Raw genomic sequence first — 23,536 nt, forward strand, 5'->3', positions numbered from 1 at the left:
TTGCCGATCGGCGGGCGCGGCGCGGTGCGGCGCGCCCCCGGTCAGTTCTGTGTGAGAGGCGTCAGCGCCTGGCCCTGGGCCGGGATGCGTGGCGCCTCTCGCCGTTCGAGGCCGAAGCTGGTGAAGGCGGTGCGGCGCGGGAGCGGGTAGGGGTCCTTGCCGGTGAGGGAGTTGAGGATGGTCGCGCTGCGCCAGGCGGCGAGTCCGAGGTCGGGGGCGCCGACTCCGTGGGTGTGCTTCTCGGCGTTCTGTACGTAGACGGAGCCGGTGACGGAGTCGTCGAGGACGAGCCGGTACTGCTCGTCGATCCTGGCGCGTCCGGCCGAGTCGTGGCGCAGGTAGGGGTCGAGTCCGGCGAGCATGCGGTCGACGGGGCGTTCGCGGTAGCCGGTGGCGAGGACGACGGCGTCGGTGGTGAGGCGGGAGCGGGCGGACTGGTGCAGGTGCTCGAGGTGGAGTTCGACCTTGGTGGTGGCGACGCGGCCGGCGGTGCGGACCCGGACGCCGGGGGTGAGGACGGCGTCGGGCCAGCCGCCGTCGAGGGTGCGGCGGTAGAGCTCGTCGTGGATGGCGGCGATGGTCTCGGCGTCGATGCCCTTGTGGAGCTGCCACTGGCGGGGGACGAGTTCGTTGCGGACGGGCTCGGGGAGGGCGTGGAAGTAGCGGGTGTAGTCGGGGGTGAAGTGTTCGAGGCCGAGCTTGGAGTACTCCATGGGTGCGAAGGCCTCGGTGCGGGTGATCCAGTGGATCTTCTCGGCGCCGGCGGGGCGGGCGCGCAGCAGGTCGAGGAAGATCTCGGCGCCGGACTGGCCGGAGCCGATGACGGTGACGTGTTCGGCGGCGAGGAGCCGGGTGCGGTGGTCGAGGTAGTCGGCCGAGTGGATGACGGGGACGCCGGGTGCGTCGGCGAGGGGCTTGAGGGGTTCGGGGACGTAGGGCTGGGTGCCGACGCCGAGGGCGATGTGCCGGGTGTAGGCGCGGCCGAGCGCCTCGGCCTCGCCGTCGCCGTCGAGTTGGGTGAAGTCGACTTCGAAGAGGGCGCGTTCGGGGTTCCAGCGGACGGCGTCGACCTGGTGTCCGAAGTGGAGGCCGGGGAGCTGGCCGCTGACCCAGCGGCAGTAGGCGTCGTACTCGGCGCGCTGGATGTGGAACTTCTCGGCGAAGTAGAAGGGGAAGAGCCGGTCGCGGGAGCGGAGGTAGCTGAGGAACGACCAGGGGCTGGCGGGGTCGGCGAGGGTGACCAGGTCGGCGAGGAAGGGGACCTGGAGGGTGGCTCCTTCGATGAGGAGGCCGGGGTGCCAGTGGAAGGCGGGGTTCTGCTCGAAGAAGGTGGTCGCGAGGCCGTCGGGGATGCCGTGGGCGAGGGCGGCGAGGGAGAGGTTGAACGGGCCGATGCCGATGCCCACCAGGTCGTAGGGCCGGTCGAGGTCGTGCTGCGGGTGGGGGGTGCTGCCGGTCATCGGTCGGTGCTGCCTTCCACGAGGGTGAGGATCTGTTCCAGGTCGCCGGAGGTGGCGTGCGGGTTGAGGAGGGTGGCCTTGAGCCAGAGCCGGCCGTCCTCGTGGGCCCGGCCGAGGACGGCGCGGCCTTCGGTGAGGAGGGTGCGGCGGATGGCGGCGACCGTGTCGTCGTCGGCGTCCCGGGGCCGGAACAGGACGGTGGTCAGGGTGGGGCGCTCGTAGAGCTCCAGGCCGGGTGTCTTGTCGACGAGGTCGGCGAGTTCCCTGGCCAGGGCGCAGCAGGTGTCGACGAGGTCGCCGAGGCCGGTGCGGCCGAGGCTGCGGAGGGTGACGGCGATCTTGAGGATGTCGGGGCGTCGGGTGGTGCGCAGGGAGCGGCCGAGGAGGCTGGGGAGGCCGGCTTCGGTGTCGTCTTCGGCGTTGAGGTAGTCGGCGGTGTGGCTCAGTGCGGCCAGGTCGGCGGTGTCGCGGACGGCGAGGAGTCCGGCGGCGGCCGGCTGCCAGCCGAGTTTGTGCAGGTCGAGGGCGACGGACCGGGCGCGGTCGAGGCCGGCGAGCAGGGGGCGGTGGGTGGCGCTGAAGAGGGCGGCGCCGCCGTAGGCCGCGTCGACGTGGAGTTCTGCGCCGTGGGCTTCGCAGAGGTCGGCGATCTGGGGCAGGGGGTCGATGCGGCCGGTGTCGGTGGTGCCGGCGGTCGCGGCGACGAGGAGGGGGCCGTGGAGGTCGGTGAGGGCCTCGTCGAGGGCGACGGGGTCGATGGTGCCGTTGGGGGTGGGGACGGTGACGGGCTCGGGCAGGCCGAGGAGCCAGGCGGCGCGGTGGAAGGAGTGGTGGGCGGCCGCGCCGACGACGGTCTGGACGGATCCGTGGCGTTCCCGGGCGAGGAGCAGCGCGAGCTGGTTGGACTCGGTGCCGCCGGTGGTGACGAGGGCGTCGGGGTGCGGGGCGCGGGGGTAGACCTCGGCGGCGAGGGCGCGGGTGACGAGGTCTTCGAGGGCGGAGGCGGCGGGTGCCTGGTCCCAGGAGTCCATGGAGGGGTTGAGCGCGGAGGCGGCGAGGTCGGCGGCGACGGCCAGGGCCAGGGGCGGGGTGTGGAGGTGGGCGGCGCAGAGCGGGTCAGCGGGGTCGGCGGCGCCTTCGGCGAGGGCGGTGACGAGGGTGCGGAGGGCGGCCTCGGGGGTGGTGCCGGTGTCGGGGAGGGCTTCTCCGAGTGTGTCGCGGATCCGGGCGGCGAGCGTGTCGGGGCCGCCGGCGGGGATCGGGCCGCCGCGGGTCGCGGCTCCGTCGTGGAGCGCTGCGAGGACGGTGGAGAGGAGGGGGCGCAGGGCTTCGGGGCCGGATTCGCCTCCGGCGAGGGCCGGGGGTGGGACGGGCGGAGTGGGCACGGCACACATGGGCCCACACTGGCGGGGGTTTTCGGGGTTTGTCCGGTGAGCACGGGTGTGTAACCCGAACGAGGGACATGGCCTGGACAAGGCCGTGTCCCTCGTGGTGGGGCGCGGGGCGTGGGTGAGGTGGCCGGGGGCGAGGCGCACCGGCCGGCGGTGCGGTCACGCGTCCGCCGGTCCCCGGTGCGCCGTCGTACGGTCCCGGTGACCGGGTCCCGCGGCCCCGATCACCCCCGTCGTACGGGCCCGCGGCGCCCGGCCGCGGTCACTCGTTGGTGCGGACCCGCAGCGCCCGGCGGAGGTCGTCGAGCTGGTCGGCGAGCTTGCGGTGCAGCGCGGGCGTCATCGTGTCCTCCCGGAGGTGGGTCTCGCCCAGGGCCAGGGCGGCGTCGTCGATGGTGTGGGCGGGGAAGGCGCGGGAGCCCGCCGCCTCGGACATGGCGGCGCCGCGCCGGTCGCCGAGCGCGACGGCGGCCGGGTAGAAACGGGGGACGTACTCCCCCACCAGCTCGGCCTGTTCGGGCTGCCAGAAGCCCTGGGCGGTGGCGGCGAAGAGGTAGTTGGACAGGTCGTCGGAGTCGAAGAGCCGGGACCACGCGGCCGCCTTGGCCTCCGGGGTCGGCAGGGCCGCGCGGCACCGGGCCGCGCCCTGCTGTCCGGTGGCGCTGGGGTCGCGGGCCAGCTCCGCGTCGATGGTGGCCTCGTCGAGGGCGCCGAGGACGGCGAGCCGGGCGAGGACGAGCCAGCGCAGCTCGGGGTCGATCTCGGGGCCGCCGGGGACGGTTCCGTCGGCGAGCCAGGCGGCGATGGTGTCGGGCTGGGTGGCGCTGCCGATGAAGGTACGGACGGCGGTCAGGCGCAGTCCGGGTGCCTCGCCGTCCTCGGTGCGGCGGATGAGGTCGCGGGCGAGGGAGGTGAGCAGGGCCAGGGCGGCGGGCCGCTCGTCGGCGGGGAGGTAGCGGTCGGCGATCTGGACGCGGGCGAAGGCGAGGACGCCCTGCACGATCGCGAGGTCGGTCTCCTCGGGGAGGTGGGTGTGGGCGGCCTCCAGGTAGGCCTCGGGGGCGAGTTCGCCGTCGCGGACCATGTCGCGCAGGGTGTTCCAGAGCAGCGCCCGGGTGAGGTCGTCGGGGACGCCGGAGAGGGTGCGGCGCACGGTCTCCAGGGAGGTCTGGTCCAGCCGCACCTTGGCGTAGCTGAGGTCGCCGTCGTTGAGGACGACGAGGGCGGGGCGGGGGCCGGGGAGCTGGACGGGGGTGGTGTGGGGGATGTCGATCTCGAGGCGTTCGCGCAGGACGAGCCGCTTGCTGTCGAGGAGGTCGCGGTCGTAGACGCCGACGGCGACGCGGTGCGGGCGGCTGCCGTCGCGGCGCACGGTGAGGGTGGTGTGGTGGGCGTCGCCGCCGAGTTCGGGGGTGAGGGCGTCGATGCCGGTGGTGCGGAGCCACTGCTCGGCCCAGCCGTGGACGTCGCGGTCGGTGGCGGAGGCGAGGTTGTCGATGAAGTCGGCGAGGGTGGCGTTGCCGAACCGGTGGCGCTCGAAGTGGGTGTTGATGCCGGCGAGGAAGTCCTTCTCGCCCATCCAGGTCACCAGCTGGCGCAGGGCGGCGGCGCCCTTGGCGTAGGAGATGCCGTCGAAGTTGAGCAGGGCGGAGGCGGTGTCGGGGACGGCCTCGGGGTCGGGGGCGACGGCGTGGGTGGAGGGCCGCTGGTCGGCGTCGGAGCCCCAGGCCTTGCGTCCGATGCCGAACTCGGTCCAGGTGTCGGGGAAGAGGTCGGAACACGCTTCGTTGACGGTCTGGTAGCCCATGTACTCGGCGAAGGACTCGTTCAGCCAGATGTCGTCCCACCAGCGCAGGGTGACGAGGTCGCCGAACCACATGTGGGCCATCTCGTGGGCGATGACGTTGGCGCGGGTCTGCCGTTCGGTGACGGTGACGGCGGAGCGGAAGACGTACTCCTCGCGGAAGGTGACGAGGCCGGGGTTCTCCATCGCGCCGGCATTGAACTCGGGGACGAAGGCCTGGTCGTAGGAGTCGAAGGGGTAGGGCTCCGTGAACTTCTCGTGGTAGCGGGCGAAGCAGGCCTTGGTGACGGCGAGGATCTCGTCGGCGTCGGCGTCGAGGTGGGGGGCGAGGGAGCGGCGGCAGTGCAGGCCGAAGGGGAGGCCGGCGTGCTCGGTGCGCAGGGAGTGCCAGGGGCCGGCGGCGACGCAGACGAAGTACGTGGAGAGCAGGGGGGTGGTGGCGGCCGTCCAGCGGCCGTCGGGGCCCTGGGCGGTGATGCCGTTGGACAGGACGGTCCAGCCCTGGGGGGCCTGGACGGAGATGTCGAAGACGGCCTTGAGGTCGGGCTGGTCGAAGGCGGCGAAGACCCGCTGGACGTCTTCCATGAAGAGCTGGGTGTAGACGTAGGACTCGCCGTCGGCGGGGTCGGTGAAGCGGTGCATGCCCTCGCCGGTGCGCGAGTACCGCATGGTGGCCGCGATCTCCAGCGTGTGCTCGCCCTCGGCGAGGTCCAGGGGGAGCCGGTTGCCGTCGAGGGCGGCGGGGTCGAGGGGCGTGCCGTCGAGCAGGGCGGAGTGGAGGGTCTCGGGCTTCAGCTCGACGAAGGTGTCCCCGGCCGTGCGGGCGGAGAACCGGATGGTGCTGCTCGACCGGAAGGTGTCGTCACCGGTGGTCAGGTCGAGCTCGACCTCGTAGTGGTGGACGTCGAGGAGCCGGGCACGGGTCTGCGCTTCGTCGCGCGTCAGTACGGACATGGGCTCCATGCTGCCTGATGGGGGCGGGGCGGGGAACGGGGTTCCGCCCTCGGCTCACGCCAGGCCGGTGCCGGTGAGGTGGGTGAAGGCCGCGGTGATGCGGGGGCGGTCGTATCCGGCCTCGCCGGCCGCTCCGCTGGAGAGCAGGGTGTGCAGGAGGAGACGGGCCTTGACCGGGTCGAGGGGCCCGGCGGGGATGAGGCCGCGGTGCAGGACGTCGTGCTCGGAGCCGGGGCCGCGGTAGGTGTGGGACAGGGTGGTGCCGGCGCCGGTGCGGGAGGCGAGGACGACCGGGATGCGGCGCGCGAGCTCTTCGAGGGGTTCGACCAGCCAGGTCGGGACGTGGCCGGCGCCGAAGGCGGCGACGACGAGGCCGTCGTGGCGGGAGTCGACGGCGTCGAGGAGTTCGCCGCGGTCGCCGAGGGAGAGGGTGAGCAGGGCGACGCGGATCCCGGGGTCGAGTCGCAGGGAGCAGGCCGCCGAGGGGGTGGCCGGGCGGAGCAGGATCCGCGCCTCGCCCTCGACGACCGAGCCGATCGGGCCGGCGCCGGGCGAGGCGAAGGTGGCCACGGAGGTGGTGTGGGTCTTGCGGACGTGGCGGGCGGCGTGGATCTCGTCGGCGAGGACGACGAGGACGCCGAGGTCGCGGCAGGCCGGGTCGGTGGCGACCGCGACGGCGGCGGCGAGGTTGGCGGGGCCGTCGGCGCCGGGCAGGTCGGGGCGCCGCATGGCGCCGGTGACGACGACCGGCTCGGTGGTCGGGCAGAGCAGGTCGAGGAGGAAGGCGGTCTCCTCCAGGGTGTCGGTGCCCTGGACGACGACGACGCCGGAGCCGGCCGCGACCGTCGCGCGCACCTCGTCGGCGAGGGCGGCGACGTCCTCCAGGGACAGCGAGGAGCTCGGCAGCCGGCGGAAGTCGCGGAGCTCCGCCTCGGTGCCGACGGCACCGAGCCCGGCGAGGACCTCGGTGCCCGTCAGGCGCGCCGCGTCCCCTCCCCGTGCGGAGATCGTCCCTCCCAGGGTGAAGACCGTGACGCGGCCCATCAGCGTGCTCCGTCCGCAATCGTCTCGTGGTGCCGGATGACCTCCGCGATGATGAAGTTCAGCAGCTTCTCCGCGAACGCCGGGTCCAGTTTCGCGCTCTCGGCCAGTTCCCGCAGCCGGGCGATCTGGCGGGACTCGCGCGCGGGGTCGGCGGGCGGGAGGTGGTGCTTGGCCTTGAGGACGCCGACCTGCTGGGTGCATTTGAAGCGTTCGGCGAGCATGTGGACGACCGCCGCGTCGATGTTGTCGATGCTTTCGCGCAGCCGGGACAGTTCCTCTTGTACGGACTCGTCGATGTCGCTCATGAGCAGCGAGCTTAGACGGAGCGCCCGACGATCGTCGGAGGGTGTTCGGGATCCGGAACGCGGTCGCTCCAGCCGCCGGGTACGGCACGTCCTTGCTGGTCGCGGAAGCGGACGGGTGCGGTGCCGACGCGGCGCGTGAACAGCCGGGAGAAGTAGGCCGGGTCGTCGTAGCCGACGCGGCGGGCGACCGCGGCGACGGGCAGTTCGGTCGCGGCGAGGAGTTCCTTGGCGCGTCCGAGGCGGATGGAGAGGAGGTAGTCCTTGGGGCTGCAGCCGGCGGCGCGGCGGACGGCGGTGCGCAGCTCGGCCGGGCTCATGCCGTGCCGGGCGGCGTGCTCGGCGACGGACAGCGGCTGGAAGGCGTCGCGGGCGAGCGCGGACAGGACGGGGTCGCCGTCGGCGTTGGTGTCGGCGCGGGCGCGGCGCAGGGCGACGAGGAGTTCGTGGACGGCGGCGCCGGTCTCGACCTCCAGGAGGGGGTTGCCGCGGCGGGCGGCGCGGGCGATGCGGCCGATGGCGGCGCGGGGGCCGGCGGCGTCGGAGAGCGGGACGACGGGCCGGTCGGGCTCGATGTAGCCGAGTTCGGTGTAGGTGGCGGTGGCGGGGCCGCCGAAGTCGACGAAGCTCTCGTCCCAGCCGGTGGCGGGGTCGGCGGCGTAGTGGTGGGGCACGCCGGGGGTGAGCCAGATGAGGGCGGGGGCGGTGACGGTGGTGCGCCGGCCGTCCGGGCCGAGGTACCAGCCGCTGCCGGCGTTGATGACGACGGCCACGTGGTGGTCGAGGGTGCGCGGCCCGACGGTGGGCAGGGTGCCGTGCTGGAGTCCGACGCCGAGGCAGACCAGGCCGAGGCGGTGGTGGACGGGGCTGGGCGTGAAGTAGCGCATCCAGGTGTGGTACATCGTCGGCACGCGCCCTTCCGGTCGTCTCCTTACGTCCAAACAGCGACGATCTTTGTCCATGGACCGGCCCTCCGCCAGAGGGCGAGGGTGAGCGCATGAGCACGTTCGCTGTGGGTGACGAGGACTTCCTCCTGGACGGGCGGCCGGTGCGGCTGCTGTCGGGGGCGCTGCACTACTTCCGGGTGCACGAGGAGCAGTGGGAGCACCGTCTGGGGATGCTGCGGGCGATGGGGCTCAACTGTGTGGAGACCTACGTCCCGTGGAACCTGTACGAGCCGGAGCCGGGGCGGTACGGGGACGTGGCCGCGCTGGGCCGGTTCCTGGACGCGGTGGGGCGGGCCGGGATGTGGGCGATCGTGCGGCCGGGTCCGTACATCTGCGCCGAGTGGGAGAACGGGGGGCTGCCGCACTGGCTGACGGGTCCGCTGGGGCGGCGGGTGCGGACGGACGACGACGCGTTCCTGGCTCCGGTGGACCGCTGGTTCCGTGTACTGCTGCCGCAGGTCGTGGCGCGGCAGATCGACCGGGGCGGGCCGGTGGTCATGGTGCAGCTGGAGAACGAGTACGGCAGCTACGGCTCGGACCTGGGCTATCTGCGGCGGATCGAGGAGCTGCTGCGGGACTGCGGGGTGGGGGTGCCGCTGTTCACCTCGGACGGGCCGGAGGACCACATGCTGACGGGCGGGTCGGTGCCGGGGGTGCTCGCGACGGCGAACTTCGGGTCGGGGGCGCGGGAGGCGTTCGAGGTGATGCGGCGGCACCGGCCTGCCGGCCCTCTGATGTGCATGGAGTTCTGGTGCGGCTGGTTCGACCACTGGGGCACGGAGCACACGGTGCGGGACGCGGCGGACGCGGCGGCGACGCTGCGGGAGATCCTGGAGTGCGGGGCGTCGGTGAACCTGTACATGGCGCACGGCGGGACGAACTTCGCCGGCTGGGCGGGGGCGAACCGGGCCGGTGACCTGCACGAGGGCGAGCTGCGGCCGACGGTGACCTCGTACGACTACGACGCGCCGGTGGACGAGGCGGGGCTGCCGACGGAGAAGTTCTGGCGTTTCCGTGAGGTGCTGGGCGCGTTCACGGAGGGGCCGCTGCCGGAGGTGCCGGAGCCGCCGCGGCGGATCGCCGGGCCGGCGGCCGCGGAGCCGGTGGCGTGGGCGCCGCTCGGGGAGGTCCTGGAGGTCCTCGGGGACGCGGAGGCGGTCGCGCCGGTGCCGCCGACGTTCGAGGAGCTGGGGGTGGACCGGGGGCTGGTGCGCTACCGGCTGGAGATCCCCGGGCCGCGGCGGCCGTATCCGCTGTCGGTGTCGGGGCTGCGCGACCGCGCGGTGGTGTACGTGGACGGGGTGCGGGCGGGGGTGCTGGCGTCGGAGGACGCGGTGCTGCCGGAGCCGGTGGCGGGGCCCGCGGTGGTGGAGCTGTGGGTGGAGTCCCTGGGCCGGGTGAACTACGGCCCGCGGCAGGCCGAGGCGAAGGGGATCACGGGCGGTGTCCGGCACGAGCGGCAGTACGTGCACGGGGTACGGGCCCGGGGTCTGCGGCTGGCCGCCTTCGGGACGGAGGCGGTGCGGAGGCTGCCGCTGCGGCCGGTGGGTGGGGCGGAGGCGGCGGGGCCGGGGCTGTACCGCGCGGTGGTGACGGTCTCGGGGGAGCCCGGGGACGCGGCCCTGTCGCTGCCGGGGTGGACCCGCGGCTTCGTCTGGGTCAACGGCTTCTGCCTGGGCCGGTACTGGGCGGCCGGGCCGCAGGAGTCCCTGTTCGTGCCGGGTCCGGTGCTGCGCGTGGGCGGGAACGAGGTGTGGGTCCTGGAGCTGGAGGGCGGGGCCGGCACCGGGGTCGTTCTGGCGTAGGACGATGCCGGGGGCGGTCCGTGGACGGGGGCGGGGCCCCGGCCCCGTCCACGGACCGGTGGATCGGTGGATCGGTGGATCGGTGGATCAGTGGATCAGTCGTTCGGCGGAGCCGGGGGTCACAGGGTGGCCGCGGCCGACTTGATGGCGGCGGCGAACGTCGAGACCTCGGTGTAGACGCCCGGGTAGCCGGGCCGTGCGCAGCCCTCGCCCCAGCTCACGATGCCGACCTGGATCCAGGCGCCGGCGTTGTCCTTGCGGAACATCGGGCCGCCCGAGTCGCCCTGGCAGGTGTCGACGCCGCCTTCGTTGAACCCGGCGCAGATCTCCTCGCCGGGCACCAGGCTGGAGCCGTAGGCCGCCTGGCAGGCGGAGTCGGAGACGAACGGCACGGTCGCCTTGCGGAGGTAGCGCTGCTGGGCGCCGCCCTCACGCGTGGCGCCCCAGCCGGCGACGGTGAACGTGCCGCTGTTGTACGCGGTGGTGTCCGCGATCTTGAGCGTGGGCAGCGAGTTGATCGGCGAGGCCAGCTTGATCAGGGCCCAGTCCTTGCCGGTGCCGTTGTAGCCCGGGGCCTGGAGGACCTTGGTCGAGCGGACCTTGATGGCGCTGCCGCTCTGGAGGTCGACGACGCCGGCGGTGGCGGTGATGCTGGTGTTGTTGCCGGAGCCGTTCACGCAGTGGGCGGCGGTGAGGACGATCTGCGGGGTCAGCAGCGAGCCGCCACAGCCCATGGAGAGCCTGACCATCCAGGGGAACTCGCCCTGGGCCGCCCGGGTGCCGCCCACGACGGGCGTGGGCGCGGCGGAGGCGGTGGAGGGCTGGAGGCTGACGGCGGCGAGCACGACGGCGCCGGCGGCGGCGATTCTCTGAAGGGCGCGGACGAACCTGTTCTTCTTCAAGTGTCTGCCTTTCATGGGGGGTTGAGCCCTGATGGCATGTATCCGTCAAGGCTTGGTCCGGATTATGGACAGGGCTCACAGGGGGTCACAAGACAGCGTTTTCGGCCAGGGCACAGCGCCCGAACGCGGTCGTACAGTGGAGGGAAGGGGGTTCCGGCGTGCCGAACGGAAGTGCAGGAGACGCGGTCGTCCACGGGTTCCCGCACCTCGAAACGGTCCGGGCCTCGCTCACCGCGCTGTACCGGAGACTGTCCGCCGACGGCGTACGGCGGTACGACACGAGCGTGCGCGCGACCGACGTGGCCTTCACCGACGAGGACGAACTCCACCTCGGCGCCCAGCGGGTGGCCGGTGCGCTCGTCCGGCACCTGCGACTGCCGCAGGCCCGGATGATCGTGAGTTTCCGGGCTATGACCCACGCGGCGAGCGTGGAGCTGGCCGCGGGACCCGAGTACTTCATCGAGCTGAACGACCGCTTCCGTCGGCATCGCAGGGACGTGGGGGCGGCGCTGGCCCACGAGATCACCCATGTACTGCTCCACCGTCTCGACCTCGGGTTCCCGGACACCGGGGACAACGAGATCCTCACGGATGTGGTGACCGCCTATCTGGGGGCGGGCTGGCTGCTGCTCGACGCCTACCGGGAGGACGCCGTGTCGAGCCAGAAGCTCGGGTACCTGACCCCCGAGGAGTTCGGATACGTGCTGGCCAAGCGGGCGGAGGTGTTCGGGGAGGACCCGTCGCCGTGGTTCACCAGCCCCCAGGCGTACGACGCCTGGGTGCGGGGCCGGGCGGAGGCGGCACGCGACGGGCTGCGGCCACCGCTGGCCGGCGCGGGCTGGGCGGCCCGGCACCGGTACACGAAGGACCGCCGGCAGGGGCGCGCGGCGTACGGCGCGCCGTACGCCTTCGAGGGAGCGGGCCCGTCCCTGCGGGTCTCCTTCCCCTGCCCGGTCTGCCACCAGCGCCTGCGGGTGCCGGCGGCGGCCCGGCGGCTGAAGGCGCGCTGCGGGGTGTGCGAGTCGGTCCTGGAGTGCGAGGGCTGAACAACTCCCGGGGGTCGTGTCCGCAGTGCGAGGGCCGAACTCGTCGCGTCCGGGGCGCCGGCCGGGTCCCGTCGGGGCTCGCGGGGTGCGAACCGACAAGTGATTTGCGCCGGTTGCGGTCGTCGGGCGATGGTCGACGGATGAGCACGTTGTTCGAGGACATTCTGGGCGGGGACGACGACGCCGTCGTCCGCGCCCTGCGGGCCGGCGAGTCCCCCGAGGCGACCGACGAGGGTGAGACCGCGCTGTACCGGGCCGCCGTCGCGAACGAGACCGGAATCGTCCGGGTGCTGCTGGCCGCCGGCGCCGACCCCGGGCGGGGCAGCGGCGAGGAGGCGGGCGACCTGCCGCTGTGCGGAGCCGCGTGCGGCGGGCACGGCGAGGTGGTCCGGGCCCTGCTCAAGGCGGGGGCGAGGCCGGACCAGGAGGAGTCCTACGGCTTCACGGCGATGGACTGGGCGGTGCGGCTGGGCCACGCCGAGACCGTACGGATCCTGCTCGAACACGGCGCGGACCCGCGGCGCCCCGGTCCCGACGGCCTGGTGCCCCTCGTCGCGGCGGCCCGGCGCGGCTCGACCCCGAGCGTGCGGGCGCTCCTGGAGTTCGGTGCCGGACCGCTTCCCGACGCGCTGGCCGAGGCCCGCCGGTGGGTCGGCGTGGACATCGCGGCGGAGCTGCGGCGCGGGCTGCTCGACGGGTCCGAGGGCGGCGGGACGTACGAGTGCGTCGTCCGCCGGGTCCCCGAGGACGGCGGAGTGACCGTCGTCGTCGAACTGCTGCGGGAGGACGGCGCGCCCGGTCGCGGGAACGAGCGGCAGACCGGTCATGCGGCGATCGTCACCCTGCTGGAGGGCGAACTCGGCGTGCGGACCCCGCACGAGGAGCTCGCGGGGCGGGCCCTGCGCTGCGGGGACCGCGACCAGGACGACTGGAGGGAGGCGGTCGCGGCCCTCGCCCGGTACGCCGACGAGGAGACCTTCCGTACGGCCGCGGCCTGGTGCGCGAGCGACGAGCCCCTGCGGCGGGCGCTCGGCGCCCAGGTCCTGGGGGGTGTCCTGTCGACCGGGCCGGATCGGCGAGAGCGCGGGCCGGGGCGGCGCTCCCCGGGCGTCGACGGGGACCTCGCGGCCGAGGGCGTCGCGATCCTGCGGCGCCTGGCGGCCGACACCCGGCGGGGCGGAGTGGCGCCGGCGGCGCCGGACGGGGATCCGGGCCGCCCGGGCGCGGACCGGGAGCCCGCGCTCTCCGTGGTCACCGCGCTCGGGGCCGTGGGCGACGCGTCGGCGCTGCCCGAACTGCTGCCGTTCGCCTCGCACCCCGACGCCGAGGTGCGGCGGGCCCTCGGATGCGCGCTCACGGGGCTGGTGCCGGCCGGGCGTCCGCAGGCCGTCGACGTCCTGGTGCGGCTGAGCCGGGACCACGACGCGGGGGTGCGGGACTGGGCGACGCTGGCCCTCGCCGAGCTTCCCGAGGACACCCCCCTGCTTCGCGAGGCGCTCGCCGCCCGGCTGAGGGACACCGATCCGGACGCCGTCGCCGAGGCGGCCCGCGGTCTGGCGATGCGTCAGGATCCGCGCGCCACCGAGGTGCTGGCGTCGATCCTGGCGGACGGGGACCCGGAGGGATCGGCCCGCGACACGGCCCTGGCGGCGTTGGAGCACATCGGGAACGAGCGGGTCAGGACGCGTCTGGAGTGGACGAGTCCGCGCTGCCGTTGAGCCGCGCCAGGCCGGCTTCGGGGCGGTCGCCCAGGACGCCGGCGAGGTCCGGGTCCCGTCCGGGGCGGACCCGGCCCGTGCGGCCGACCGTCAGCCGGAGACGGACCGCGCCGGCAGCCGCAGGCTCAGGAGCGCGGCCGCCCCGTAGGCGGCGATCACCCACGGCATGGCCGCGTCGATCGAGAGGTCCGCGAAGAAGGCCGTGCCGACGACCGCGGCGCCCAGGGCCCCGCCGAACTGCTGGGCCGTGGAGAAGACGCCCGAGGCCCCGCCCGCCAGCTCGTCCGGGACCGCGGACAGGACGATGTTGACGAGCGGCACCACCAGGAGCCCGAGGCCGGCGCCGGCGACGACCAGCCCGGGGACCAGCGGCCAGGCGCCGGTGTGCGCGGGGGCGGCCTGGCCCATCGCGTGCCAGACCCAGGCGTAGCCGGTCGCCATCAGCACCGCGCCCGTCGCCGGGACCAGGCGGCCGAGCCTGACGGCGAGCGGGTCGGCCGCCGGCGCGGTGAGGAAGCCGCCGGCCGAGAAGGCGACCATCAGGACGCCCGCCTGCATGGGCGCGTAGCCCTGACCGCCCTGCAGCCAGAGGGCGAAGACCAGGAAGAAGCCCTGCATCCCGAGGGCGAAGAGCAGTTGCACGGCGAGGCCGTAGGAGAAGGCCGGGACACGGAAGGTCCGCCCCGGCAGGACCGAGCCGCGGACGCCGAGGCCGGCCACCGCCAGGACGCCGCCGCCGAGCAGCACCCAGCCCCAGGCGGGCCAGCCGTTGCCCTGGCCCTGGACGAGCGGCAGCACGATGGCGACGAGGCCGGCCGCCAGGACGAGGCTGCCGAGCACGGGCGGGCTGGCCGCCGCGTGCTCCCGGGTGGCGGGGACGAGGACGACGGCGGCCGCCAGGGTCAGCACGGCGATCGGCACGTTGACCAGGAAGACGCTGCGCCAGCCGAGACCGAAGAGGTCCGCGTCGGTGAGCACGCCGCCGAGCAGCAGGCCGGTCGCGGAGGCGAAGCCGGCCACCGCCCCGTACATCCCGAAGACCTTGCCCCGGTCCTTGCCCTGGAAGAGGCTGTGGAAGGAGCCGAGGACCTGGGGCATCAGCACGGCCGCCGTCACGCCCTGCACGGCGCGGGCCGCGATCAACTGCCCCGGCGTCTGGGCGATGCCGCAGGCGAGACCGGCGAGGCCGAAGCCGGCGGTCCCGACGAGGAAGAGCGTCTTGCGGCCGTACCGGTCGCCGAGCCGTCCGGCGACGATCAGAGTGGCCGCGAAGCCCAGCAGGTACGCCGAGACGATCCACTGCAGGGCGCTCTCCGAGGCGCCCAGCCCGTGCCCGATGGAGGGCAGGGCGACGTTGACGATGGTGACGTCGACGAGGTCCATCAGGGCGGCGACCATCATCACGACGGCGGCGGCCCAGCGGCGCGGGTGGACGGCGGTGGGCGAGGCCCCGCCGGTGCTGGTGAGGGTGGTGGTCATGCCGGCTCCCAATTTATTTCGTTCGACCTAACGAAATAAAAAGTGGCACGAGGCGGCCGCGATCGCAAGTCTTTCGTTCGACCGAACTAAATATTTTGCTAGGCTGCCCCCATGAGCACGAGCGAGCGGCCGGCGCGGGACGAGGGGGCGCGGCGCGCCGAGGTGATCGCCGCCCTCACCGCCGCCGGCCGTGACTCCAGCGCCGCCTCGGTGGCCTTCCACACGGCGGTCGCGGCCCGGCAGGACCTGGGGGCGACCGAGACCAAGACGCTCGACCTGCTGGAACGCCACGGCGCCCTGACGGCCAAGGAGCTCGCCGAGCGCTCCGGGCTCGCGCCGGCCTCCGTGACCGGCCTCGTCGACCGCCTGGAACGCAAGGGGTTCGTACGCCGGGTGAAGCACCCGACCGACAAGCGCCGGGTGCTCGTCGAGCCCCGCCCCGAGAAGCTGGCCGAGATCGCCCCGCTCTTCGACGACTGGGCGCGTGAAGTGCACGAGCTCTACGAGGAGTTCAGCACCGAGGAGCTGCTCGTGATCACCCGCTTCCTCACCGGCTCGACCACCCGCCAGCGCGACGCGACCCGACGCCTGACCAGCTGAGGGCTGTCCCGGCGTGTCTGGTTCCGCACCAGCCGCCGGGCCCCACCGCGTCCGGCCGGATCCCGCCGGCCTGTCAGGTCCCGCCGGGCCCCGCCCCGTCAGGTGCCGTACACCGGTCGCGGCTCCTCCGCGTCCGCGAGCAGCTTCCGCGCGGCCTCGCCCGCCTCGGCCGGGGTCCAGCGCGCCCCCTTGTCCGCCGTCGGGCCGGGCCGCCAGCCCTCCATGACGGTGATGCGGCCGCCCTCGGTCTCGAAGACGCGGCCGGTCACGCCCTCCGACGCCGCCGAGCCGAGCCACACCACCAGCGGCGAGACGTCCTCCGGCAGACCCTCCAGGCCGGCGAAGGTCCGCTCGGTCATGCGGGTCCTGGCCGCCGGGGCGATCGCGTTGACCTGGACCCCGTAGCGCGCCGCCTCCGCCGCCGCGACCAGCGTCAGACCCACGATCCCCGCTTTCGCCGCCGCGTAGTTGCCCTGACCCACGCTGCCCAGCAGCCCCGCACCCGAGGTGGTGTTCACGACCCGCGCCGCCACCGGGCGCCCCGCCTTGACCTCGGCCCGCCAGTGCGCCGCCGCATGCCGCAGGGGCAGGAAGTGGCCCTTCACGTGCACCCGCATGACGGCGTCCCAGTCGTCCTCGCCGAGGTTGACGAGCATCCGGTCGCGCAGGAACCCCGCGTTGTTGACCAGGGTGTCGAGCCGCCCGTACGTGTCGAGCGCGGCGGCCACCAGGGAGGCGGCGCCGTCCTCCGTGGCGACGTCGCCGCCGTGCGCGACGGCCGTACCGCCCGCCTCCCGGATCTCCCGCACGACCTGCCGCGCCGGAGACTCCGCCGAGGCGGCCCCGTCGAGCCCGACACCCAGGTCGTTGACCACGACCCGGGCGCCCTCGGCGGCGAAGGCCAGCGCGTGGGCCCGGCCCAGCCCCCGTCCACCGCCCGTCACGATCACGACCCGGCCCTCACACAGTCCCGTCGGGGTCATCTCAGCTCTCCTTGTCGGCATTCGCGGCATCGAGGAAGGCGGGGCGTTCCCCGCCCCCGTGCACCAGGAGCGAGGCTCCCGTGACGTATCCGGCGCGCTCGGAGGCGAGGAACACCGCCGCCTCCCCGGCCTCCTCGGGTTCGGCGAGCCGGCCGAGCGGGACGGTCCGGCCGACGGCCGCGATCCCGTCCGCGTCCCCGTAGTGGAGGTGGGACAGCTCGGTGCGGACCATGCCGAGGACGAGGGTGTTCACCCGGACGTGCGGGGCCCACTCCACGGCCATCGACCGGGCCAGGTTCTCCAGACCGGCCTTCGCCGCGCCGTAGGCGGCCGTGCCCGGCGAGGGCCGGGTGCCGCTGACGCTGCCGATCATCACGACCGAGCCGCGCGCCGCGCGCAGCGACTCGTACGCGGCGAGGGAGACGGTGAGCGGCACGGTCAGGTTCAGCGCGACGACCCGGGCGTGCCGTTCCGCGTCACCCTCGCCGAGCAGCCGGTACGGCGTCCCTCCCGCGTTGTTGACGAGGACGTCGAGCCGCCCGCGCGTCCGCGCGACGTCCGCGAAGAACGCCTCGACGGCCGCGGGGTCGCGCAGGTCGAGGGGGATGAACGCGGCCGCCCGGCCCGCCTCTTCCAGCGGCGCGTCCGGCGGCCGGCGGGCACAGACGATCACGTGCGCGCCGGCCCGCAGAAAGGCCCGGGTGATGCCCGCGCCCACGCCCCGCGTGCCGCCGGTGACGACGGCGACCCTCCCGTCCTGCTCCATCGGCTGCTACCTTCCTCACCAAGCAGTCGCCTAACAAACGTTTGGTGGAAAGGTAGCTGATCCGTTCATGGGTGTCTCCACCTCACGCCCGGACAAGGGCGTCGCCCTCGTCACCGTCGACTTCCCACCCGTCAACGCCCTGCCCGTACAAGGCTGGTACGACCTCGCCGACGCGGTCCGCGCGGCCGGCCGGGACCAGGAGGTCCACTGCGTCGTCCTGGCCGCCGAGGGCCGCGGCTTCAACGCGGGCGTCGACATCAAGGAGATGCAGCGCGAGCACGGCACAGGGCACCGGGCACTCATCGGCGCCAACCACGGGTGCGCGGAGGCCTTCTCCGCGGTGTACACGTGCGAGGTGCCGGTGGTGGCAGCCGTCGCCGGCTTCTGCCTGGGCGGCGGCATCGGCCTCGTGGGCAACGCCGACGTGATCGTCGCGTCGGAGGACGCCGTCTTCGGACTGCCCGAACTGGACCGCGGCGCGCTCGGCGCCGCCACCCATCTCGCCCGGCTCGTCCCGCAGCACCTGATGCGAGCCCTGTACTACACCTCCCGGACCGTCACCGCCGACGAACTGCACGCCCACGGCTCGGTCTGGAAGGTCGTCCCGCGCGCCGGACTGCACGACGCGGCGCTCGCCGTGGCCCGCGAGATCGCCGCCAAGGACGGCTCGCTGATCCGGCTCGCCAAGGCCGCCATCAACGGCATCGACCCCGTCGACGTGCACCGCAGCTACCGCTTCGAGCAGGGCTTCACCTTCGAGGCCAACCTCAGCGGCGTCGCCGACCGCGTCCGCGACGGTTTCGGCAGGAAGGGCTCCTCGTGACCGCACACCCGCACGACAAGACGATGACCCCCGACGAGGCCGTCGGCCGCCTCCGCAGCGGCATGACGATCGGCATCGGCGGCTGGGGGTCGCGCCGCAAGCCGATGGCGCTGGTCCGCGCGCTGCTCCGGTCCGAGGTCACCGATCTCACCGTGATCTCCTACGGCGGCCCCGACGTCGGGCTGCTCGCCGCGGCCGGCCGGATCCGCCGACTCGTCGCCGCCTTCGCCACGCTCGACTCCATCCCGCTCGAACCCCATTTCCGCGCCGCCCGCGAGCGTGGCGCCTTCGAGCTGACGGAACTCGACGAGGCCATGTTCATGTGGGGGCTGCACGCCGCCGCCAACCGGCTGCCGTTCCTGCCGGTCCGGGCCGGTCTCGGCTCCGACGTGATGCGGGTCAACCCCGGGCTGCGGACGATCCGCTCCCCCTACGAGGACGGCGAGGAACTGGTCGCCGTGCCCGCGCTGCGGATGGACGCCGCCCTCGTCCACCTCAACCGCGCCGACCGGACCGGCAACGGCCAGTACCTCGGCCCCGACCCCTACTTCGACGACCTGTTCTGCGAGGCCGCCGACACGGCGTACATCTCCTGCGAACGCCTCGTCGACACCGCCGGCCTCGGCGCGGCACCCCCGCAGACCCTCCTCGTCGGACGGCACAGCGTCACCGGGGTCGTCGAGGCGCCGAACGGCGCCCACTTCACCTCCTGCGCGCCCGACTACGAGCGGGACGAGGCCTTCCAGCGGCTGTACGCGACCACGCCCTGGGCCGAGTTCGCGCAGCGCTTCCTGTCCGGCAAGAGCGAGGACGACTACCAGCAGGCCGTACGCACCTGGCACGAGGAGCAGAGTTGAGCACCCACGCGCCCCAGCCCCCGCCCACCCCCGCCCCTCAGCTCCCGCCCACCCGCACACCTCAGCCCCCGCCCACCCGCACACCTCAGCCCCCGCCCACCCGCGCCGAGTACTGCGTCGTCGCCTGCGCCGAGGCCTGGCGCGACGCCGGCGAGGTGCTCGCCGCCGCGATGGCCCCGGTCTCCTCGTTCGGCGCGCGGCTCGCCCGGCGCACCTTCGCCCCCGAACTGCTGCTGACCGACGGCGAGGCGATGCTGGTCGGCGTCGACGGGGAGGTCGAGGGCTGGCTGCCGTACCGGCGGCACCTGACGATGGTCACCGGCGGCAGACGGCACGTGATGATGGGCGCCGGCCAGATCGACCGGTACGGCAACCAGAACATCTCCTGCGTCGGCGACTGGTCCCGGCCCACCCGCCAGCTCCTCGGCGTCCGCGGCGCCCCCGTCAACACGCTGAACAACCCGGTGAGTTACTGGATCCCCCGGCATTCGCCCCGGGTCTTCGTCGAGCGCGTGGACATGGTCAGCGGGGTCGGCTACGACCGGGCCGCCGAGGCCGGGGTCACCCGCTTCCACCGGATCCCCCGGGTCGTGTCCGACCTCGGCGTCTTCGACTTCGAGACCCCCGACCGCTCGATGCGGCTGGCCTCCCTGCACCCGGGCGTGACCGTGGCGCAGGTCCGGGAGGCCACCGGCTTCGCCCTGCCGGCCGGTGACGACGTCCCGTACACCCGTGAGCCGACCACCGAGGAACTCCGGCTGATCCGGGAGGTCATCGACCCGCGGGGGCTGCGCGACCGCGAGGTGCCGGCCCGGTGACCGCCTCCTTCGACACCGCGCTCACGAGGCTCACCGGCGTCCGGTACCCGATCGTGCAGACCGGCATGGGCTGGGTCGCCGGACCCCGGCTGGTCACCGCCTCCGCGGAGGCCGGCGCGCTCGGCATCCTCGCCTCGGCGACGATGAGCACGGAGCAGCTCCGCTCGGCGGTCCGCGAGGTGCGGTCCCGTACGGACCGGCCGTTCGGGGTGAACCTGCGCGCCGACGCGGGCGACGCCCGCGAACGGGTGCGGATCATCATCGACGAGGGAGTGCGGGTCGCCTCCTTCGCCCTGGCGCCCTCGCGGGACCTGATCGCGGAACTGAAGGACGCGGGAGTGGTCGTGATCCCCTCGATCGGGGCCCGGCGGCACGCCGAGAAGGTGGCGGCCTGGGGCGCGGACGCGGTGATCGTGCAGGGCGGCGAGGGCGGCGGGCACACCGGCGAGGTGGCGACGACCGTGCTGCTGCCACAGGTCGTGGACGCGGTCGACATCCCGGTCGTCGCGGCCGGCGGCTTCCACGACGGCCGCGGCCTGGTCGCCGCGCTCGCGTACGGCGCCGCGGGGATCGCCATGGGGACCCGCTTCCTCCTCACCTCCGACTCGACCGTGCCCGACGCGGTGAAGGCGCGGTACCTGGCGGCATCGGTCAAGGACGTCACGGTCACCACGGCCGTCGACGGGCTGCCGCACCGGATGCTGCGTACGGAGATGGTCGCCGCGCTGGAACGGGCGGGCCGGGTCCGGGCGCTGGCACAGACCGTGCGCCGCGCGGCCGGGTTCCGGAAGCTGTCGGGCCTGTCGTGGCCGCGGATGGTCCGCGACGGGCTCGCGATGCGCCACGGCAAGGACCTGTCCTGGAGCCAGGTCCTGCTCGCCGCGAACACCCCTGTGCTCCTGCGGGCTTCCATGGTCGAGGGACGCACCGACCTCGGCGTCATGGCCTCCGGACAGGTCGCCGGACTGATCGAGGACCTCCCGAGCTGCGAGGAACTCGTGCGGCGCATCCTGTCCGAGGCCGCGCAAGCGCTCCACGCCCTGCCCTCACCAGGGTGACCCCCCCCGCTCCCCCCAGGGGAGTCCGGCCAAGGGAGTCCGGCCCGTGCCTCTTTCCCGACGCGCACTGCTGAGCACCGCCGCGGCCACCGGCGCGGTGGGCCTTCTGGCCCCCGCGACGGCCGTCGCGGCACACCGCCCGCGGGCGGCCGTCCCGCGGCAGATCCCGCTCCAGGGCGCGGTCAACGTCCGCGACCTCGGCGGGTACGTCACCCACGGAGCGGGCCGGGTCCGCAAGGGCCTGGTCTACCGGGCCGACGCCCTGGTGAAGCTCACCGACGCCGACCTGACGACGCTGGCCGGGCTGCGGCTGGGCCGGGTCGTGGACTTCCGGATCCCGCTGGAGGTCCGTCACGACGGGGCGGACCGACTGCCCGCACCGCTCACGGCGCTGTCCCGCCCGATCACCGACAACGGTCTGTACGGGCAGCTGCTGGCCGCGATCGGCTCGCGCGACCCCGTCCGGCAGGAGGAGATGCTCGGCGGCGGACGGGCCGCCGGCTTCATGCGCGAGGTGTACCGCACCTTCGTCACGAGCCCGGACAACCGGGCGGGGTTCGCGGCGACGCTCCGCGACCTGGCGGAGCCGGGCGGCGGGCCCCTGCTCTACCACTGCACCTCGGGCAAGGACCGTACGGGCTGGACGAGTCACCTGCTGCTGACGGTCCTGGGCGTGCCGGAGAGCACGGCCGTGGGCGACTACCTGGCGTCCAACACGCTGCGGGCGGCGTACGACGCGCGGGTGCGGGAGGGGCTCAGGCAGGGCGGTCTCATGCAGAACCCGGAACTGATCGTCCCGCTCCAGGAGGTGCGGACGGAGTACCTCGACGCGGCACTGGCCGAGGTCCGCTCCGGGTACGGCGGCCTGTTCCGCTACCTGACGGTCGGCCTGGGCCTGGAACTGCGCACGCTGGCGGCGCTCCGGGCCCGGCTGGTCGACTGAGTCGTGGTCCGGGCGGCTTCCGCCAGGACAGGACCCACGCCCTGTCCTGGCGGTCTTCCGTCGGCACGCGACCCTGACAGGACCTAGGAGGCCCGGCGACCGCGGCCGGCACCTGCGGTGCCGCCGCTGCGGCCGCGGGAGCGCGGGGCGCCCGTGCCGGTCCCGGCGCCGGTGCGGGTGGCGGAGCCGTTGCCTCCCGTCCGGGCGGACGAGCCGCTGCCGGCCGCGCGGCCGGTGGTGCCGTTGCCGGCGGTGCGGTTCCCGGAGCCGCCCGCCGAGCCGGCCGTGGCCGTACGGGCGGAGCCTGCCGCGCCGCGGGCACGACCGCCGCCGGAGCCGCCGCGGCGCGAGCGTCGGCCGCCGCCCGCCGACGGGGCGGGCTGGGCCGGCTGCGGGACCTCGATGACGACCGGTATGCCGGAAGGCTCCCGGGCGCCGGTGAGGCGGGTCAGCTCGTCGTCGCTGGACTTGATCTGCGCGGTGCGGGGCGCGATGCCCGCGTTCGCCATCAGCCGGCTCATGTCCCGCTTCTGCTCGGGCAGGACGAGGGTGACGACCGAGCCGGACTCGCCGGCGCGGGCCGTGCGGCCGCCCCGGTGCAGGTAGTCCTTGTGGTCGATCGGCGGGTCGACGTTGACGACCAGGTCGAGGTCGTCGACGTGGATGCCGCGGGCCGCCACGTTCGTCGCGACCAGCACGTTGACCTGGCCGGTCTTGAACTGGTCCAGGGTGCGGTTGCGCTGCGGCTGGGAACGGCCGCCGTGCAGGCCGGAGGCCCGGACACCGCTCGCGAGGAGCCGCTTGACGAGCCGGTCCACCGCCCGCTTGGTGTCGAGGAAGAGGATCGTCCGGCCGTCGCGGGCCGCGATCTTCAGCGTGACGGCCTTCTTGTCGGTCTCGTCGGCGATGTGGAGCAGGTGGTGCTCCATCGTGGTGACCGCGCCGGCCGAGGGGTCGACGGAGTGCACGACCGGGTCGGTGAGGAACATCTTCACCAGACGGTCGATGTTCTGGTCGAGCGTGGCGGAGAACAGCATCCGCTGCCCGTCCGGCTCGACCTGCTTGAGCAGCGCCGTGACCTGCGGCATGAAGCCCATGTCGGCCATCTGGTCGGCCTCGTCGAGGACCGTGATCGCGACCTGGTCGAGCCGGCAGTCGCCGCGCTCGATGAGGTCCTTGAGCCGGCCGGGCGTGGCGACGAGCACCTCGGCGCCGCGGCGCAGCGCGTTCGCCTGCTTGGTGATCGACAGGCCGCCGACGACGGTGGCGAGCCGCAGCTGCACGGAGGTGGCGTACGGCGCGAGGGCGTCCGTCACCTGCTGGGCGAGCTCGCGGGTGGGCACGAGGACCATGGCGAGCGGCGCCTGGGGCTCGGCGCGGCGGCCGGCGGTGCGGGCGAGCAGCGCGAGGCCGAAGGCGAGCGTCTTGCCGGAGCCGGTACGGCCGCGGCCGAGGATGTCCCGGCCGGCGAGCGAGTTCGGCAGGGTGGCGCCCTGGATGGGGAACGGCTCGATCACGCCCTGGGCGGCGAGCGTCTTGACGAGCGCCGCGGGCATGTCGAGGGCGTCGAAGGACTCGACGGAGGGCAGCGCGGGCGTCAGCGTCTCGGGCAGCGTGAACTCACGCGGCGGCGGGGGCGAGGCCGGGGTGCGCCCGGCGCCCTTGCCGCGGCCACGGGCCGAGCCGGTGGCGCCGGAGCCCGAGCCGCGTCGCTGGCCGGAGCCGCGCGCGGGACGGCCCGAGGCATTTCCGGACGGGGTTCCGGAGGTGGAGTCCGCGGCCCGACGGGGCCGCTTTTCGGAGCGAGTCATGGGGAAATGCCTTCCTGGCCTGAGC

The 23,536-nt window shown here is 74.2% G+C and carries 20 protein-coding genes; 9 read left to right on the forward strand and 11 right to left on the reverse strand.

Features of this window, described 5'->3' with window-relative positions; genetic code table 11:
- Nucleotides 1–41: 41 nt before the first annotated feature.
- The 6 genes from ACGFZF_RS01085 to ACGFZF_RS01110 form a co-directional block, all read right to left on the reverse strand.
- Nucleotides 42–1,460 carry a lysine N(6)-hydroxylase/L-ornithine N(5)-oxygenase family protein gene (locus ACGFZF_RS01085; RefSeq protein WP_393550351.1) on the reverse strand — a complete coding sequence of 473 codons (1,419 nt, stop codon included), beginning with the start codon at nucleotides 1,458–1,460 and terminating at the stop codon, nucleotides 42–44.
- Nucleotides 1,457–2,845: a pyridoxal phosphate-dependent decarboxylase family protein gene (locus ACGFZF_RS01090; protein WP_393550353.1), complete on the reverse strand. Its 1,389-nt coding sequence runs from the start codon at nucleotides 2,843–2,845 to the stop codon at nucleotides 1,457–1,459. Before ACGFZF_RS01090 ends, ACGFZF_RS01085 begins: the two co-directional genes overlap by 4 nt.
- 268 nt (nucleotides 2,846–3,113) lie before the next feature.
- Nucleotides 3,114–5,609 (reverse strand): aminopeptidase N, encoded by a 2,496-nt coding sequence (gene pepN, locus ACGFZF_RS01095; RefSeq protein ID WP_393550355.1) that lies wholly within the window; start codon nucleotides 5,607–5,609, stop codon nucleotides 3,114–3,116.
- A gap of 54 nt (nucleotides 5,610–5,663) precedes the next feature.
- Nucleotides 5,664–6,653 (reverse strand): asparaginase, encoded by a 990-nt coding sequence (locus ACGFZF_RS01100; protein WP_393550357.1) that lies wholly within the window; start codon nucleotides 6,651–6,653, stop codon nucleotides 5,664–5,666.
- Nucleotides 6,653–6,958, reverse strand: a complete 306-nt coding sequence (locus ACGFZF_RS01105; protein WP_356603414.1) for a chorismate mutase — start codon at nucleotides 6,956–6,958, stop codon at nucleotides 6,653–6,655. The genes ACGFZF_RS01100 and ACGFZF_RS01105 overlap by 1 nt, the downstream gene beginning before the upstream one ends.
- An 11-nt stretch (nucleotides 6,959–6,969) precedes the next feature.
- On the reverse strand, nucleotides 6,970–7,857 hold the full coding sequence (locus ACGFZF_RS01110) for an AraC family transcriptional regulator (protein WP_356603464.1): 888 nt from the start codon (nucleotides 7,855–7,857) through the stop codon (nucleotides 6,970–6,972).
- A gap of 95 nt (nucleotides 7,858–7,952) precedes the next feature.
- On the opposite strand from ACGFZF_RS01110, the gene ACGFZF_RS01115 reads away from it, so the two are divergent.
- Entirely contained in the window at nucleotides 7,953–9,707 is a 1,755-nt protein-coding gene (locus tag ACGFZF_RS01115; protein ID WP_393550360.1) for a beta-galactosidase family protein, read from the forward strand.
- A 119-nt stretch (nucleotides 9,708–9,826) separates the two neighbouring features.
- On the opposite strand, the gene ACGFZF_RS01120 is transcribed toward ACGFZF_RS01115, so the two are convergent.
- A complete protein-coding gene (locus tag ACGFZF_RS01120; protein WP_147977526.1) occupies nucleotides 9,827–10,624 on the reverse strand; it encodes a trypsin-like serine protease in 798 nt (265 codons plus the stop codon).
- Between the two features lie 143 nt (nucleotides 10,625–10,767).
- Between ACGFZF_RS01120 and ACGFZF_RS01125 the strand changes: the two genes are divergently transcribed.
- Together ACGFZF_RS01125 and ACGFZF_RS01130 are read left to right on the forward strand one after the other, a co-directional pair.
- Nucleotides 10,768–11,655 (forward strand): hypothetical protein, encoded by an 888-nt coding sequence (locus ACGFZF_RS01125; protein ID WP_393550362.1) that lies wholly within the window; start codon nucleotides 10,768–10,770, stop codon nucleotides 11,653–11,655.
- Nucleotides 11,656–11,795: 140 nt separating this feature from the next.
- Entirely contained in the window at nucleotides 11,796–13,373 is a 1,578-nt protein-coding gene (locus ACGFZF_RS01130) for an ankyrin repeat domain-containing protein (RefSeq protein ID WP_393550364.1), read from the forward strand.
- A 90-nt stretch (nucleotides 13,374–13,463) separates the two neighbouring features.
- Here ACGFZF_RS01130 and ACGFZF_RS01135 read toward each other — a convergent pair whose 3' ends face one another.
- On the reverse strand, nucleotides 13,464–14,852 hold the full coding sequence (locus tag ACGFZF_RS01135; protein WP_393550366.1) for an MFS transporter: 1,389 nt from the start codon (nucleotides 14,850–14,852) through the stop codon (nucleotides 13,464–13,466).
- Between the two features lie 111 nt (nucleotides 14,853–14,963).
- On the opposite strand from ACGFZF_RS01135, the gene ACGFZF_RS01140 reads away from it, so the two are divergent.
- Complete coding sequence (locus tag ACGFZF_RS01140) at nucleotides 14,964–15,452, forward strand: MarR family transcriptional regulator (protein ID WP_393550368.1); 489 nt, start codon at nucleotides 14,964–14,966, stop codon at nucleotides 15,450–15,452.
- Between the two features lie 98 nt (nucleotides 15,453–15,550).
- Here ACGFZF_RS01140 and ACGFZF_RS01145 read toward each other — a convergent pair whose 3' ends face one another.
- On the reverse strand, nucleotides 15,551–16,435 hold the full coding sequence (locus ACGFZF_RS01145; protein ID WP_393550370.1) for an SDR family oxidoreductase: 885 nt from the start codon (nucleotides 16,433–16,435) through the stop codon (nucleotides 15,551–15,553).
- 1 nt (nucleotide 16,436) lies between these two features.
- The gene (locus ACGFZF_RS01150; protein WP_393550372.1) at nucleotides 16,437–17,201 is read right to left on the reverse strand and encodes an SDR family oxidoreductase; all 765 of its coding nucleotides are present in this window, start codon (nucleotides 17,199–17,201) and stop codon (nucleotides 16,437–16,439) included.
- Between the two features lie 67 nt (nucleotides 17,202–17,268).
- Between ACGFZF_RS01150 and ACGFZF_RS01155 the strand changes: the two genes are divergently transcribed.
- Genes ACGFZF_RS01155 through ACGFZF_RS01175 form a run of 5 tightly spaced genes read left to right on the forward strand, consistent with a single transcriptional unit; the run spans nucleotide 17,269 to nucleotide 21,700 of the window.
- Nucleotides 17,269–18,024, forward strand: a complete 756-nt coding sequence (locus tag ACGFZF_RS01155) for an enoyl-CoA hydratase family protein (RefSeq protein WP_393550374.1) — start codon at nucleotides 17,269–17,271, stop codon at nucleotides 18,022–18,024.
- Between the two features lie 23 nt (nucleotides 18,025–18,047).
- The gene (locus ACGFZF_RS01160) at nucleotides 18,048–18,881 is read left to right on the forward strand and encodes a CoA transferase subunit A (RefSeq protein WP_393550993.1); all 834 of its coding nucleotides are present in this window, start codon (nucleotides 18,048–18,050) and stop codon (nucleotides 18,879–18,881) included.
- Nucleotides 18,878–19,699, forward strand: coding sequence for a CoA-transferase subunit beta (locus ACGFZF_RS01165; RefSeq protein ID WP_393550376.1), 822 nt, complete (start codon nucleotides 18,878–18,880; stop codon nucleotides 19,697–19,699). The genes ACGFZF_RS01160 and ACGFZF_RS01165 overlap by 4 nt, the downstream gene beginning before the upstream one ends.
- Nucleotides 19,696–20,757, forward strand: a complete 1,062-nt coding sequence (locus ACGFZF_RS01170) for an NAD(P)H-dependent flavin oxidoreductase (protein ID WP_393550378.1) — start codon at nucleotides 19,696–19,698, stop codon at nucleotides 20,755–20,757. Before ACGFZF_RS01165 ends, ACGFZF_RS01170 begins: the two co-directional genes overlap by 4 nt.
- A gap of 46 nt (nucleotides 20,758–20,803) precedes the next feature.
- Nucleotides 20,804–21,700 (forward strand): tyrosine-protein phosphatase, encoded by an 897-nt coding sequence (locus ACGFZF_RS01175; protein ID WP_393550380.1) that lies wholly within the window; start codon nucleotides 20,804–20,806, stop codon nucleotides 21,698–21,700.
- Nucleotides 21,701–21,783: 83 nt separating this feature from the next.
- Here the strand turns inward: ACGFZF_RS01175 and ACGFZF_RS01180 are convergent, their stop codons facing one another.
- Nucleotides 21,784–23,511 carry a DEAD/DEAH box helicase gene (locus ACGFZF_RS01180; protein WP_393550382.1) on the reverse strand — a complete coding sequence of 576 codons (1,728 nt, stop codon included), beginning with the start codon at nucleotides 23,509–23,511 and terminating at the stop codon, nucleotides 21,784–21,786.
- Nucleotides 23,512–23,536 lie beyond the last annotated feature (25 nt).

The sequence above is a fragment of the Streptomyces sp. NPDC048338 genome, from assembly GCF_043201055.1.
GTDB lineage: Bacteria > Actinomycetota > Actinomycetes > Streptomycetales > Streptomycetaceae > Streptomyces.

Bases quoted from the DNA above. Each gene is read 5' to 3' on its own strand.
- ACGFZF_RS01110 (WP_356603464.1), bottom strand. From the start codon at position 7,857: ATGTACCACACCTGGATGCGCTACTTCACGCCCAGCCCCGTCCACCAC.
- ACGFZF_RS01140 (WP_393550368.1), top strand. From the start codon at position 14,964: ATGAGCACGAGCGAGCGGCCGGCGCGGGACGAGGGGGCGCGGCGCGCC.
- pepN (WP_393550355.1), bottom strand. From the start codon at position 5,609: ATGTCCGTACTGACGCGCGACGAAGCGCAGACCCGTGCCCGGCTCCTC.
- ACGFZF_RS01085 (WP_393550351.1), bottom strand. From the start codon at position 1,460: ATGACCGGCAGCACCCCCCACCCGCAGCACGACCTCGACCGGCCCTAC.
- ACGFZF_RS01120 (WP_147977526.1), bottom strand. From the start codon at position 10,624: ATGAAAGGCAGACACTTGAAGAAGAACAGGTTCGTCCGCGCCCTTCAG.
- ACGFZF_RS01115 (WP_393550360.1), top strand. From the start codon at position 7,953: ATGAGCACGTTCGCTGTGGGTGACGAGGACTTCCTCCTGGACGGGCGG.
- ACGFZF_RS01155 (WP_393550374.1), top strand. From the start codon at position 17,269: ATGGGTGTCTCCACCTCACGCCCGGACAAGGGCGTCGCCCTCGTCACC.
- ACGFZF_RS01150 (WP_393550372.1), bottom strand. From the start codon at position 17,201: ATGGAGCAGGACGGGAGGGTCGCCGTCGTCACCGGCGGCACGCGGGGC.
- ACGFZF_RS01160 (WP_393550993.1), top strand. From the start codon at position 18,048: ATGACCCCCGACGAGGCCGTCGGCCGCCTCCGCAGCGGCATGACGATC.
- ACGFZF_RS01100 (WP_393550357.1), bottom strand. From the start codon at position 6,653: ATGGGCCGCGTCACGGTCTTCACCCTGGGAGGGACGATCTCCGCACGG.
- ACGFZF_RS01180 (WP_393550382.1), bottom strand. From the start codon at position 23,511: ATGACTCGCTCCGAAAAGCGGCCCCGTCGGGCCGCGGACTCCACCTCC.
- ACGFZF_RS01130 (WP_393550364.1), top strand. From the start codon at position 11,796: ATGAGCACGTTGTTCGAGGACATTCTGGGCGGGGACGACGACGCCGTC.
- ACGFZF_RS01145 (WP_393550370.1), bottom strand. From the start codon at position 16,435: ATGACCCCGACGGGACTGTGTGAGGGCCGGGTCGTGATCGTGACGGGC.
- ACGFZF_RS01135 (WP_393550366.1), bottom strand. From the start codon at position 14,852: ATGACCACCACCCTCACCAGCACCGGCGGGGCCTCGCCCACCGCCGTC.
- ACGFZF_RS01105 (WP_356603414.1), bottom strand. From the start codon at position 6,958: ATGAGCGACATCGACGAGTCCGTACAAGAGGAACTGTCCCGGCTGCGC.